The sequence below is a fragment of the Gluconobacter sp. P1D12_c genome (genome assembly GCF_018812105.1).
GTDB lineage: Bacteria > Pseudomonadota > Alphaproteobacteria > Acetobacterales > Acetobacteraceae > Gluconobacter > Gluconobacter oxydans_A.
In genome coordinates, this window is record NZ_JACSIQ010000004.1 from 154,091 (window position 1) to 167,467 (window position 13,377).

The 13,377-nt window shown below is 55.0% G+C and carries 9 protein-coding genes and 1 tRNA gene; all 10 read right to left on the bottom strand.

Annotation, left to right across the window (positions count from 1 at the left end):
• Nucleotides 1–122: 122 nt before the first annotated feature.
• The 10 genes from dnaE to lon all read right to left on the bottom strand — a co-directional run bounded on the left by dnaE (nucleotide 123) and on the right by lon (nucleotide 13,250).
• The gene (dnaE, locus tag KP705_RS06140) at nucleotides 123–3,545 is read right to left on the bottom strand and encodes a DNA polymerase III subunit alpha (protein WP_046901434.1); all 3,423 of its coding nucleotides are present in this window, start codon (nucleotides 3,543–3,545) and stop codon (nucleotides 123–125) included.
• A gap of 60 nt (nucleotides 3,546–3,605) precedes the next feature.
• Nucleotides 3,606–4,295 carry an ABC transporter ATP-binding protein gene (locus tag KP705_RS06145; protein ID WP_046901433.1) on the bottom strand — a complete coding sequence of 230 codons (690 nt, stop codon included), beginning with the start codon at nucleotides 4,293–4,295 and terminating at the stop codon, nucleotides 3,606–3,608.
• On the bottom strand, nucleotides 4,288–5,535 hold the full coding sequence (locus KP705_RS06150; protein ID WP_046901432.1) for a lipoprotein-releasing ABC transporter permease subunit: 1,248 nt from the start codon (nucleotides 5,533–5,535) through the stop codon (nucleotides 4,288–4,290). Before KP705_RS06150 ends, KP705_RS06145 begins: the two co-directional genes overlap by 8 nt.
• Nucleotides 5,535–6,851 (bottom strand): proline--tRNA ligase, encoded by a 1,317-nt coding sequence (gene proS / locus KP705_RS06155; protein ID WP_046901431.1) that lies wholly within the window; start codon nucleotides 6,849–6,851, stop codon nucleotides 5,535–5,537. The genes KP705_RS06150 and proS overlap by 1 nt, the downstream gene beginning before the upstream one ends.
• An 11-nt stretch (nucleotides 6,852–6,862) precedes the next feature.
• Entirely contained in the window at nucleotides 6,863–8,521 is a 1,659-nt protein-coding gene (locus KP705_RS06160) for a ribonuclease J (protein WP_046901430.1), read from the bottom strand.
• A 51-nt stretch (nucleotides 8,522–8,572) separates the two neighbouring features.
• The gene (locus tag KP705_RS06165; RefSeq protein WP_046901429.1) at nucleotides 8,573–9,370 is read right to left on the bottom strand and encodes a type III pantothenate kinase; all 798 of its coding nucleotides are present in this window, start codon (nucleotides 9,368–9,370) and stop codon (nucleotides 8,573–8,575) included.
• 17 nt (nucleotides 9,371–9,387) lie between these two features.
• Nucleotides 9,388–10,110, bottom strand: a complete 723-nt coding sequence (locus KP705_RS06170; protein ID WP_046901428.1) for a biotin--[acetyl-CoA-carboxylase] ligase — start codon at nucleotides 10,108–10,110, stop codon at nucleotides 9,388–9,390.
• Between the two features lie 21 nt (nucleotides 10,111–10,131).
• Nucleotides 10,132–10,206 (bottom strand) — tRNA-Val (locus KP705_RS06175).
• A 70-nt stretch (nucleotides 10,207–10,276) separates the two neighbouring features.
• Nucleotides 10,277–10,564: an HU family DNA-binding protein gene (locus tag KP705_RS06180; RefSeq protein WP_007282110.1), complete on the bottom strand. Its 288-nt coding sequence runs from the start codon at nucleotides 10,562–10,564 to the stop codon at nucleotides 10,277–10,279.
• A gap of 139 nt (nucleotides 10,565–10,703) precedes the next feature.
• Nucleotides 10,704–13,250 carry an endopeptidase La gene (gene lon, locus KP705_RS06185; RefSeq protein WP_046901427.1) on the bottom strand — a complete coding sequence of 849 codons (2,547 nt, stop codon included), beginning with the start codon at nucleotides 13,248–13,250 and terminating at the stop codon, nucleotides 10,704–10,706.
• Nucleotides 13,251–13,377 lie beyond the last annotated feature (127 nt).

Consider the following 13,377-nt stretch of genomic DNA (forward strand, 5'->3'; position numbering starts at 1 on the left):
GCGGAACACCAGAAAACCTCATGGTCATGCGTGCGGATTGTCCGCCAACCTCCTTGAAGGGAAGAAAACGGACGAGCGCGATATGGCTGATACGCGCCCTTATTGCAAGAATTTTCTCTGGTTTATCGTTGTTCAGCCTTCTCTACGCCACGGATGGTGCGCATCCGCTCAGCCAACCGAGGCGTCACGCGATATGTCCCAGGCAGAAGGATTTCCACATCCTGCGTCTCCTCCAGAGAAGGAAGCAGTACGACACGCCCATGTCCGCCACGCATTTCTTCAAGCATTTCAGAAAGGCTGGGCAAAGCGGCTGACTGGCGGAGCCACACCCGCATTTCAGATCGCTCTGCGGCGGCTGCGACCTCCAGATCCATGACGCTCTGTGCCGTAATCCGCAGAGCGTCCCCATCCAGTTTGAGTTCAGCCTGCACAAGAATAGCTTGCCCTGCGACCAGAAGATCCCGGCAGGACATCAATGTCTCAGCAAAGAGCGTAACTTCACAGCCACCACCACTATCCGAAAGATTGACCCACGCCATCTTCTTACCAGTTCGGGTAGGGCGCTCTTTTTTATCCACGACGCACCCAGCGATCTTGACGCGGGTACTTCCTGTTTTTGCAGCATTTTCCAGCGCGTTGGACGGCGTGACACCCAGGCGTCTAAGGACCGTGCGGTATGCGTCCAGAGGATGGGCGCTCATATGGAAACCAATAGCAGACGCTTCCAGCGAGAGCCGTTCGAAATCCGGCCACGGGCGCCCCTCATTCAGACGAAGAATTTCCCGTTCCTGTCCGCTGCCGCCAAACAGACCCGTCTGACCAACCTGCTGTTCCTGCGCTCTCGCCTGCGCCCGGCGGATGAGGATGTCCGCACTCGCGAATACGGTATGACGATCTTTAAGAAGACTATCAAAAGCTCCTGATTTTGCGAGATTTTCTATCTGAATTTTGTTAATGCTTTTAGGGTCACATCGCTCTGCAAAATCTGTCAGATCCTTGAAAGGACGGTTCCCGCGAACGGCTACAACCGCCTCCATGGCGGCAGTCCCCACGCGCTTGATGGCTGAAAGCGCATAACGAATGCCCTGACGCCCGTCCTCCAGTGTTTCAATGGAGAAATCCGCCATCGAGCGATTGATATCAACGGGAAGCACCGAGATTTTCATACGCTTTGCTTCCTGACAAAGCGCAGCGAGTTTATCTGTCTTTTCCCGCGCCAGAGACATACAGCCAGCAAGGAATGCAACTGGATGGTTCGCCTTCATCCAGGCCGTTTGATACGAAACCAGTGCATAGGCAGCTGCATGTGACTTGTTAAAGCCATAGTCAGCAAAACGAGCCATAAGATCAAAGACTTCTACGGCTTTATCTTTTGGAATTCCTCGGGCGGTAGCGCCTTCTGTGAAGATCTCGCGCTGCTTCTCCATTTCAGACGCAATCTTCTTGCCCATGGCGCGTCTCAGAAGGTCAGCACCACCAAGGCTGTAGCCCGCCATTTTCTGGGCGATCTGCATGACCTGTTCCTGGTAGACCATGATCCCATAGGTCTCTTCCAGAATATCCCGAATTTCTTCGTGAGGCGGCTCCCATGCTTCGCCATGTTTACGCCGACAATAATCCGGGATGTTGGCCATCGGCCCCGGTCGATACAACGACACACCCGCAATCAGATCTTCCAGACGGCTGGCCGCCATCTGTTTGAGCATGTCGCGCATGCCCGCGCCTTCAAACTGGAAGACACCAGCCGTGTCTCCCTTCGCGAGCATTTCAAAAGTCTTTTTATCATCTAATGGAATCCGTGAGAGATCGACGATAATTCCTTGTTCTTTAAGGAAATCCAAACCGCGCTTCAGAATTGTTAACGTCGTCAGACCAAGAAAGTCGAACTTGACCAGTCCAGCCTGCTCAACAAACTTCATGTTGTACTGGGTGACCAGCATGTCGCTCTTCGGGTCTCGATAAAGCGGCACTAGCTCGACCAGTTCTCGGTCACCAATCACGACGCCAGCGGCATGTGTTGAGGCGTGCCGATAAAGACCTTCAAGCTGAAGAGCAATTTCCAGAAGCCGTTTCAAAGCTTCATCGCTGTCTCGCATCTCTTGCAGGCGCGGTTCGCCCTCAATCGCCTGCGCCAGCGTCACTGGTTTGGCAGGATTATTCGGGATCAGTTCTGCAACCCGGTTCACCATGCCATAAGGCAGACCAAGCACACGACCGACGTCACGGACAGCAGCTTTGGCCTGAAGCTTACCGAAGGTAATGATCTGAGCGACACGGCTTCCACCATATTCCTCACGGACATAGCGGATAACTTCGTCTCTCCGGTCCTGACAGAAGTCGATATCGAAGTCAGGCATCGAGACACGTTCCGGGTTCAGGAAGCGCTCGAACAGCAAACCGAAGGGTAGCGGATCAATATCGGTGATGGTCAGTGCATAAGCCACCAGTGAGCCTGCACCCGATCCACGCCCAGGCCCGACGGGAATATCATGCGCTTTTGCCCACTGAATGAAGTCAGCAACGATCAGGAAGTAGCCTGGGAAGCCCATCTTCGCGATGATGTCGAGTTCAGTTTGCAGCCGATCTGAATAGATTTTTCTTTTATCTTCGCCCGCACTGATAGCTTCAAGGCGCTTTTCCAGCCCTTCCCATGCCATGGCACGAAGCGTTTCTTCTTCCGTTGAGCCCTCACGAACCTTCGGGCAAATCGGCAGAAGTGGCTTTCGCGTGCACGCAGCAACGGCACATTTCTGCGCAATAATGAGCGTATTGTCACAAGCTTCTGGCAGATCCTTGAAGATCTCACGCATCTCGGCCGGCGTCTTGAACCAGGCCTGTGGGGAAACGTGCCAACGATCGGCTTCGGCCATCGTCCGCCCCTGCGCGATACAGATGAGCGCATCATGCGCTTCATGCATCTGCGGGGTCGGGAAGAAGCACTCGTTAGTAGCCACAAGGGGAATATCAAGCTTGTCCGCGAGTGGGATCAGAACGTTTTCGATTTCGCGTTCACCCGCCGCGCCAAAGCGATTGAGCTCCACCGCAATATTACCCGGAAAAGCGTCTGCCAGACGACGCAGCAGTTCTTCTGCTTCACCTTTCTGTTCGTCGTAAATCAACCGATTGATTGGCCCACGATTACCGCCTGTGAGAAGAAACAGTCCTTCAGCATGCTGGCACAGCACATCCACAGCAACTGTTGGATCAGCCGGATCACCGTTCAGAAAGCCCTCAGAGGACAGGATCTGGAGATTGGCCAGCCCCGTCTCGTTCCGGGCCAGCACCACAAGTGGCTCAGAAGGAGCTCCGGGCTTGGTACTGCGCGATGGGAGTGAGAGCTGGCAGCCGACAATCGGCTGCACACCGCTGCTTCGGCAGTAAAGAGAAAATTCCAGAGCACCAAATAGGTTGCCGCTGTCCGTCAATGCAACGGCAGGCATACCATTCTTCACAGCCAGACTGACCAGATCTGAAATGCGAATGGCGCCCTGGCTCAGAGAGTAGGCTGAGTGATTACGGAGATGGACAAAATCGGCATGAGACATGCCGCTATTCTATCAGGACCGGCGAGCAGATACAGCGCTCTTCTTGCCGGTCCCCTCAACTCAGAACGGTACGAGCTTCCCATCCCGTAACGTCACCGTCCCGTCCATACGGGCGGCAAGTTCCTGATTGTGCGTTGCAATCAGTGCTGCAACACCTTCCTCACGAACGACACGCAACAGCTCATCAAAAACGTGATCAGACGTTCCGACATCCAGATTGCCGGTTGGCTCATCCGCAAGGAGAAGTTTCGGCCTATTGGCCAATGCCCGCGCGATAGCAGTCCGCTGCTGCTCACCACCAGACAGGCGGCCGGGCAGAGAATTCAGGCGATGAGACAAACCAAAACGTCCCAATAGATCTTCGGCACGCGCCTTCGCCACCTTTGCGGACACACCCGCAACCAACTGGGGCAACATGACATTCTCGCGTGCCGTGAACTCACCTAACAAATGGTGAAACTGATACACAAACCCGATTTGATCACGCCGGACAGCAGTGCGAACGCTATCACTCAGTCCACTTACGGCCTTGCCACCGATATAAACTGTACCTTCAGTGGGAGCTTCCAACAGCCCAGCAAGATGCAAGAGCGTAGATTTTCCGGTTCCGCTCGGCGCCACAAGAGCGACAATTTCACCGGGATAAAGCGTAAACTCAGCACTCGATAGAATTTCGAGTATTTCTTCACCTGACCGAAAACGACGCGTCAGATTCTCCAGCTTTAATGCTGGCACCTGTGTCTCACTCATGACGCAACGCCTCAATTGGATCAGTTCGCGCTGCTCTCCAGGATGGATACAGCGTTGCGAGAAGAGAAAGCACCAGAGACATGGCAATTACTTCTCCAACCTGCGACCAGACCAGCTTCGCCGGAAGACGCTCGAGAAAGTAAACTTCCGGGTTAAACAGATTGGTCCCGGTAAGAGACTGGAGCCACTGCCGGATGCGTTCGATATTCAGGGCAAACGCAATACCAAGGGCAGAACCGGCAGCCGTCCCGACAATCCCGACAAAAGCACCATTCATGAGGAATATCCGCATGACTGCGCCGCGGCTCGCACCGAGCGTCCGCAAAACCGCGATATCACGCGTCTTGTCCTTCACCATCATGATCAAGGATGAGATGACGTTAAAAGCAGCCACCAGAATAATGAGCGTCAAAATGAGGAACATGACGTTCTGCTCGACCGTCACAGCATCCAGGAAGCCATTCGCGCTCTGTGTCCAGTCCAGAACTCTAAGACGTGGGTCATCAAGGCGTTGTACAATGTCCTGACGCGTAGGCTGAACGTTCGACGGGTCATTGGTCGAGACCTGAATGAGGGAAACGGCGTTCCCAAGCATCAGAAACTTCTGTGCAGCAGGAAGCGGCACCAGAACGATATTTGAATTATAATCATTCCAGTTAGCATCGAAAATCGCAGCCACATGATATGTCTTCACGCGCGGCATCGTGCCAAAGGGCGTGGCCTGCCCGTCCGGAGACAGCAGCGTTATAGGAGAGCCGACCGTCAGACCCGCGCGATCCGCCATAGTCGTTCCGATGGCAACGGCATCGTCACCGGTGAAGCGATCAATCGAGCCAGCGATGATACCGCTACTCAGAGCGCGCCAGTTACGAAGATCCTGTTGGGCAACCCCCTGAACCTCTGCACCCGTCGAGTATCGTCCTGCTTCCACGAGCACGGTCCCCTGCGCCATGGGAATGACAGACTTCACCCCCGGCACAGAACGAATTGCTGCAACATCGTTCTGATAGGCTTCGATAGGGCGACCATAGCCAAACACGGTGAGATCTCCGTGCAGCCCCAGGATCCGCCCCATCAGATCAGCCTTAAACCCGTTCATCACCGACATCACGATGATGAGTGTGGCCACTCCGAGCGCAATTCCGACCAATGAGAAAACTGCAATGATCGAGGCGAAGCGTTCGCCACGGCGGGCACGCAGATAGCGCCCCGCCACCATACGCTCGAAGCGGCCAAACATCAGGCGGCTCCGATCTTGGCCAGCGCTTCAGCCACCGGCAGTTCGAACCGCTCGCCATTTGCACGACGCTTCAGTTCAACCTTACCTTCCTTGGCACCACGAGGACCGACAATGATCTGCCAGGGATGCCCCATCAGGTCAGCATCATTAAACTTCACGCCCGCGCGTTCGGAGCGGTCATCGTACATGAAGTTCTCTGGATCAGCCCCGTAGATCTCTTCGCAGATGGCATCACAGACTTCATCACCCGGACGCAGGTTGAGGATCGCAGCTTTGTACGGCGCAACAGAATCCGGCCAGATAATGCCAGCGTCGTCATGCGACGCCTCAATGATTGCACCGACCAGACGGGAGACACCGACGCCATAAGACCCCATGTGAGGCGAGAATTTCGTCCCGTCGGCACCGCTGACTTCGATACCCATGGATTCCGTGTACTTGGTGCCGAAGTAGAAGATGTGGCCGACTTCGATGCCACGCCCTTCCCGCTTCCGGCCATCCGGCACTTCCGCCCAGGCAGCCTCGTCGTGCTTCTCATCCGTTGCGGCATAGTGATCCGTCACAGAAGAGAAGAATGCGGCGAGATCTTCCTCGTTATCACAATCAACCGGACGGCCCAGCCAATCCTGCTCTTCAAGGGCAGCGTCAAAGAATACGCCGCTTTCACCTGTTGGCGCGAGAACCAGGAACTCATGGCTGAGATCACCACCGATCGGGCCGGTATCAGCAACCATCGGAACAGCGCGAACACCGAGACGCTGGAAGATCCTCAGATAAGACAGCATCATGCGGCGATAGCTGTTAACCGCGCCCTGATAATCCGCATCGAAGGAATAAGCGTCCTTCATGAGGAACTCACGACCGCGCATCACACCGAAGCGCGGGCGAACCTCATCACGGAACTTCCACTGAATGTGGTACAGCGCCTTAGGAAGCTGCTTATAGGAACTCACGGACGATCCGAAGATATCCGTGATCATTTCCTCGTTCGTCGGTCCGTAAAGCAGCTCACGACCATGGCGATCCTGAATGCGCAGCATCTCCGGACCATAAGCGTCATAACGCCCTGAACGACGCCACAGATCAGCAGATTGAAGCGTCGGCATCAGGACTTCCTGTGCGCCAATCGTATCCTGCTCTTCGCGGATGATCTGCTCGATGTTCCGAAGAACACGCAGGCCCGCTGGCAACCAGGCATAAATACCCGAGGAGGTCTGGCGAACCAGACCTGCACGTAGCATCAGGCGATGAGACGCAATTTGCGCCTCCGCCGGAACTTCCTTCAGCGTCGGCTGAAAGGCTTTACTCAGACGCATACTCTATTCTCTCAGACGCGCAGCAGATGAACATCGACAAGCGGACGCTTCTGGAGCTTGCGCCCCAGGGCACGGCGCAGGGCCGTCTTGGCCGCATCACGGAATGCCGTGTCGTCCTTTCGCAGTTCATCAGGAATTTCGTCAATAGAATCAGCGAATTCTTCCTGAATGCGAATGCTTTCCGGGTCTTCCGATTCCAGAAGACCTGGCGCACTGATCTTTGGCTCACCAATTACATAGCCTTCGTCATCAACAGCGAAGCTCGCAAGAACCATGCCGTTGAAGAGCATCTTGCGACGTGCCGCCAGAACACCACCCGTCATGGGCAGAAGACGACCGCCATCCAGTGCCAGACGACCAGTCGGTGCCGTATCGACAACCTTCACTTCACCCGGCGACAGGTTCAGGATGTCACCATCTTCCAGCAGGATCGGATCAGAACCCATCTCATGGGCCAAAGCCGCGTGCGCCGTCAGATGACGCCATTCGCCATGCGTCGGAATGCTATATTTCGGACGGACAATGCCATACAGAACGCGAATATCATCGCCCGTTGCATGACCAGACGTATGAACCTTCGCGTCCTTGTCCGTCAGAACAGTCACACCACGACGGGACAGGTTGTCCTGCACAGCCATGACAGCCTGCTCATTCCCCGGAATGACGCGTGAGCTGTAAATGACCGTGTCACCCTCACCCAGCGAGATGTTGGGATGAGTATCAGACGCGATACGGGACAGGGCAGAACGAGGCTCGCCTTGGCTTCCCGTGATGATCATCAGAAGGTTGTCATCATGGACGTCGCGTGCGTCCTGCTCCGTCAGGAACGGCGGCAGATCGCTGAAGTAACCGCACTCACGGGCAGCAGTTTCAAGATTACGCAGGGAACGGCCCACGATCATGACAGCACGACCAGCCGCCATGGCAGCCTTCGCAATGCTCTCAACGCGCGCCACGTTGCTGGCAAAGCACGTTACGGCCACACGCCCCTGAAGGCTTGTGATCAGATCCGTCAGTCCTTTGCGGACGTCCGCTTCGGACTCTGAACGGCCTTCCTTCATGACGTTGGTGCTATCACCCACCATCGCCAGAACGCCTTCGTCACCCAGACGACGGAACTCTTCCAGATCAGTGACCGGGCCAACAAGCGGATTTTCATCCAGCTTCCAGTCGCCTGTATGAACGATCAGCCCATGGGGTGTCCGCAGAGCAACTGCCTGAGCTTCCGCGACAGAGTGCGTCACCGACACAAACTGAAGATCAAACGGGCCGACATGGAAACGTGAGCCCGGCATCACCACATGAATTTTTACCTGATTAACCAGATGCGCTTCATGCAGCTTACGACGCAGTACTGCGGCAGCGAACGGCGTGGCATAAACCGGGCAGCGCAGATAAGGCCAGAGATGAGCTACTGCCCCCAGATGATCTTCATGGGCATGTGTAATGACCAGCCCACACAGATCCTTTGCACGGTCCGCGATAAACGTTGGGTCCGGCATCAGCACTTCAGCTTCAGGCGTGTCGTTACCTGAGAAGCCAATGCCGCAATCGATGGCGAGCCAAGTTTCCTTATTGTTTTTAGTGAGGCGGTAGAGATTGAAATTCATGCCGATCTCGCCCGTCCCGCCCAAAGGCAGGAAGGACAAACCGTCAGGTGTATCCGTCATAGTTATTCCTTACGTGTGTTACCATCATGAGCGATATTCATTGCCGAAAGCCTACATGCCTTCGGGGGAATTTGAGATCGGCAGGAGCGCATTGCGATCCGCCAGCAGACGGAGGCCATCCAGAGTCAGATCCGGGGCCATCACGTCAAACAGGTTGGTGCCCTCTGAAAACAGAGGCGCAAGACCGCCTGTTGCAACAATCTTGGGGCGTCCGCCCATTTCTTCGGAAATTCTTCCTACGATCCCTTCAACCAGGCCAACATAGCCCCAGAAGAGTCCGGAACGCATGGCAACGCTTGTGCTTCGGCCAATTGCGTTCAGAGGGCGCCCGATGCTCATCCGTGGCAATCGAGCCGCCGCTCTGTGCAAGGCATCAATGGACAGATTGACGCCCGGAGCAATCGCTCCACCACAGTATTGACCGTATTCATTCACGACATCAAACGTTGTTGCCGTGCCAAAATCAACAACAATGAGCGGGCCACCATAAAAGTGCTGGGCTGCCAGACCATTCAATCGACGATCCGCACCAAGCTCTGCCGGATTATCGACTAGCGCCTCAATGCCCCAATCCAAGCCAGCATTGGCCACAAGTGGCTCCACATCGAGCCACTGGCGACAGAAACGCCGCAAATCATATAATGCTGCGGGAACAACAGTTCCGATAATCGCGCGCGTGACAGACGCAGGCGTCAGCCCGATACGATCGAAAAGGCCCAGTAACCAAACGGCATATTCATCTGCTGTACGGGAGTCGCTGGTGGACATGCGCCACTGACCGATCCACGACTGACCGTCGTGGACGGCAAACACAACGTTGGTGTTGCCAGCATCAATGACGAGAAGCACGTTCCGATCCGGTCCCTTTAACCCAGCAGGATATCACCTGTTACGACCGGTATGGTTTCACCACCCGGGAGAGCGAGAAGCAGTCGCCCCTGTTCATCCAACCCTGAAAATGAACCTGTTATATAAGTTTCACCACGCTGAACCGCAAGATGACGTCCAACCGGATGCGCTCTTTCGAGCCATGCCCGACGAATGACTTCGAAACCATGATCATTCCACGACGCAATCCAGCGATCCATTTCCGCCGTCAGCGCAGCGCCAAACTTAATGGGATCGACTGCAGGAGCGACCTCGGAAAGGGCTGCCAACTGACGACCAGGGACGTCAGGCGCCTGCGCCAGGTTTGCACCAATACCGACAACAACCCACCTGTTAGACGCAACACCACCAGCCTCAATCAGAACTCCCGCCATTTTGCGTTCATTCAGGAGTAAGTCATTCGGCCATTTCAGCAAAAATTCTGCTTTCGAACGGCAGAAACTCTGCGCTGTTTCATAAAGCGCCAATGCGGTTAGAAACGGGCAGGCTGTTACAAAATTTTCGGGATTTTTTGGTCTCAACAGCAGAGAAATAGCCAGATTACCACCGGGATCTACCCAGATACGACCTCTGGTTCCACGCCCTGATGTTTGGAGAAGTGCCTGAATGGCGAGCCTCTCGGGGGCTCCAGCCTCGGCTTTCTCTTTGCAGAGATCGGAAGTCGATCCCAACGTCTCATAAACTTCGAAACGCCAGGCCATAGTCAAAAAACAGTCTTCATGTGGTGGGCGATGACAGGATTGAACTGCCGACCCTCTCGGTGTAAACGAGACGCTCTACCGCTGAGCTAATCGCCCTCTGAAAACACGTGGCCTATATACACGGTTCTGAGCGCCCGTAAAGGCACTCAGAACCAAAAAAGCGAAATTATTCGCTTACGGCGTCCTTAAGACCTTTGCCCGGCTTGAAACGGACAGAGGTGGATGCCGGAATGTCGATCTCTTCGCCCGTACGCGGGTTACGACCCTTGGCGGCCTTACGCGTAGCGGTCACGAAGCTACCGAAACCAACCAGACGAACTTCCTGCTTCTTGGCAAGCGTCTTCTCGATCGTGCTGAACACCGCATCGACAACTTCGCTGGCCTTAGCCTTCGGAAGATCGGCGGCGTCAGCAACGGCGGCGATCAGTTCCTGCTTGTTGAGGGGCTTCTCCATGATGTGCCTTTCTGGTGTTAAGAGCACCTGAGCCAACCTCCGAAGAGTCTTGCGGCTCAGGCGCTTGTTCGATCTGCGGCCGCACTATGAAGCGCTTTTTGGCCGCGTCAACTGTTAGAATCGTATAAGAACCCAACCGTTAGTGCGGAAGTGCCCTTGGAGCCACTTTCTCAGCCGGAATTCCGCCTACAGGATCGACATTTTCATCCCATTCAATCGCCTCAGGCATACGCGTGAGAGCAATTTTCAGAACGTCGTCGACGTGGCTGACTGGAATAATCTTGAGAGCATGCCGGACATTCTCAGGAACCTCGGCAAGATCCTTTTCATTATCCTTCGGGATAAGAACAGTTTTGATCCCTGCCCGCAGCGCTGCAAGCAGCTTTTCTTTCAAGCCACCAATTTCCAGCACACGACCACGCAGCGTAATTTCGCCCGTCATCGCCACATCTCTACGGATGGGAATCTGCGTCAGAATACTGACGAGAGACGTAGCAAGCGCGATACCTGCGGACGGACCGTCCTTTGGCGTAGCCCCTTCTGGAAGATGCACATGGATGTCGCGCTTCTCGAAGAGAGGTGGCCGGATGCCGAAGTCCTGAGCTCGTGATCGGACATAAGACAGGGCGGCCGAGATGCTCTCCTGCATCACTTCCCCCAGCTTGCCAGTCTGCTTCACCTGCCCCTTACCAGGCACCATGACGCTCTCAATGGTCAAGATCTCGCCGCCGACCTGCGTCCAGGCAAGTCCGGTCACGACACCGACCATATCTTCCGTCTCGGTCTCACCATGACGGAAGCGGCGGACACCTGCGTATTTTTCCAGGTTGTCCGGCGTGATCTCAACATGCGTCACACCCGTCGTGATGATTTCCTTCACGGCCTTACGAGCCAACCGGGCAATCTCACGCTCGAGATTTCTGACGCCAGCCTCACGCGTGTAGGACCGGATCAGCTCCAACAGCGTCTCATCGGAAACAGACCATTCATTCGGCTTGAGATTGTGGGCCTCAGCCTGCTTTGACAGCAGATGACGACGCGCGATCTGGACCTTCTCATCTTCCGTATATCCGGAGAGATTGATGATCTCCATACGATCTAGCAGTGGCTGCGGCATGTTCAGGCTGTTAGCCGTCGTCACGAACATGACATCCGAGAGATCGTAGTCGACTTCCAGATAATGATCGGCAAACGTCGAGTTCTGCTCTGGGTCCAAGACTTCCAGAAGCGCAGACGAAGGATCGCCTCTCCAATCTGCGCCCAGCTTATCAATCTCATCCAGCAGGAACAGCGGATTAGACGTTTTCGCTTTCTTCATGCCCTGGATAATTTTTCCAGGCATGGACCCGATATACGTCCGGCGATGACCGCGAATTTCCGATTCGTCGCGCACACCACCCAAAGACATCCGAACGTACTGACGTCCCGTTGCCTTGGCGATTGACCGTGCCAGAGACGTTTTACCAACGCCCGGCGGCCCTACGAGACACAGGATCGGTCCCTTGATCTTCTGAGACCGCGTCTGCACGGCAAGGTACTCAAGGATACGCTCCTTGACCTTCTCCAGACCGTAATGTTCGGCTTCAAGCACACCTTCGGCGTGCGTGAATTCCTTGGTGATCTTGGAACGCTTTTTCCACGGAATACCCAACAGCCAGTCTAGATAATTCCGAACGACCGTGCTTTCCGCAGACATCGGGCTCATACCACGCAGCTTTTTCAGCTCGGCATGGGCCTTTTCCTTGGCTTCACGGCTCAGGCGCGTCTTGTTGATCTTCTCTTCAAGCTCAGCAAGTTCGTCTTTGCCATCCTCGCCTTCCCCAAGCTCCTTCTGGATCGCCTTGAGCTGCTCGTTGAGATAATATTCGCGCTGCGTCTTCTCCATCTGCCGCTTCACGCGGTTCCGGATACGCTTCTCAACCTGCAGAACACCAATCTCTGTCTCAATATGAGCAAAGACCTGCTCCAGACGCTGCTCAGCAGAGGCCATCTCGAGAATTTCCTGCTTTTCGGAAATCTTGAGATTCAGATGGCTGGCAATTGTGTCCGCCAGCTTTGACAGATCCTCGATCTGGTTGATCGAGACCATGACTTCAGGCGGGATCTTCTTGTTGAGCTTGATATACTGCTCGAACTGAGAAACCGTTGAGCGGCCCAGAGCTTCCAGATCACTGCCCGGAGTAGCCGACAAAGGCTCCTCCGCAATTTCTTTCACTTCGGCTTCGAAGTGGCCATCCACATCGAATAGACGTGTAATCTGAACACGACGGGTTCCTTCGACCAGAACCTTAACAGTACCGTCCGGCAGTTTCAGCAGCTGAAGGATGGTGGAAACCGTGCCATAACGGTAAATGTCGTCAGCAGAAGGGTCATCCTGCGAAACATCTTTCTGCGCAACAAGCAGGATCTGCTTGCTATCGCGCGTGACAGTTTCCAGCGCCTTAACTGACTTTTCCCGCCCGACAAAAAGCGGAACAATCATGTGTGGAAACACAACGATGTTTCGCAGCGGCAGAACAGCCATGACATCTTGGCGAGGAGCCGGAGCTACCTCAGTCACAGCCTCCACAGGAGATGCAGCCGCAGCTTTGGCACGCGGCTTACGGGCAGGCTTCTTTTCTACAACAGTAGCGGCGTCCACCTTCTTTGTGCGGCGGCGCGTCTTGGGCTTGGTATCGTCAGTCATTCACTCGATCTCCATAGGGACGATCCCACGGCCTCCGCCTGCCTGGCAGCGCGAACACCGTGATGTCTCTTCATGCAGAAAAGGCACGAATTCAGACAGCATCTATCCGGAATGTCGGAACGAAAAG

Coding starts and splice junctions, on each gene's coding strand:
- dnaE (WP_046901434.1), bottom strand. CDS start 3,545: ATGTCTCATGCCGATTTTGTCCATCTCCGTAATCACTCAGCCTACTCT.
- KP705_RS06150 (WP_046901432.1), bottom strand. CDS start 5,535: ATGTTTGGCCGCTTCGAGCGTATGGTGGCGGGGCGCTATCTGCGTGCC.
- KP705_RS06180 (WP_007282110.1), bottom strand. CDS start 10,564: ATGGAGAAGCCCCTCAACAAGCAGGAACTGATCGCCGCCGTTGCTGAC.
- proS (WP_046901431.1), bottom strand. CDS start 6,851: ATGCGTCTGAGTAAAGCCTTTCAGCCGACGCTGAAGGAAGTTCCGGCG.
- lon (WP_046901427.1), bottom strand. CDS start 13,250: ATGACTGACGATACCAAGCCCAAGACGCGCCGCCGCACAAAGAAGGTG.
- KP705_RS06170 (WP_046901428.1), bottom strand. CDS start 10,110: ATGGCCTGGCGTTTCGAAGTTTATGAGACGTTGGGATCGACTTCCGAT.
- KP705_RS06160 (WP_046901430.1), bottom strand. CDS start 8,521: ATGACGGATACACCTGACGGTTTGTCCTTCCTGCCTTTGGGCGGGACG.
- KP705_RS06145 (WP_046901433.1), bottom strand. CDS start 4,295: ATGAGTGAGACACAGGTGCCAGCATTAAAGCTGGAGAATCTGACGCGT.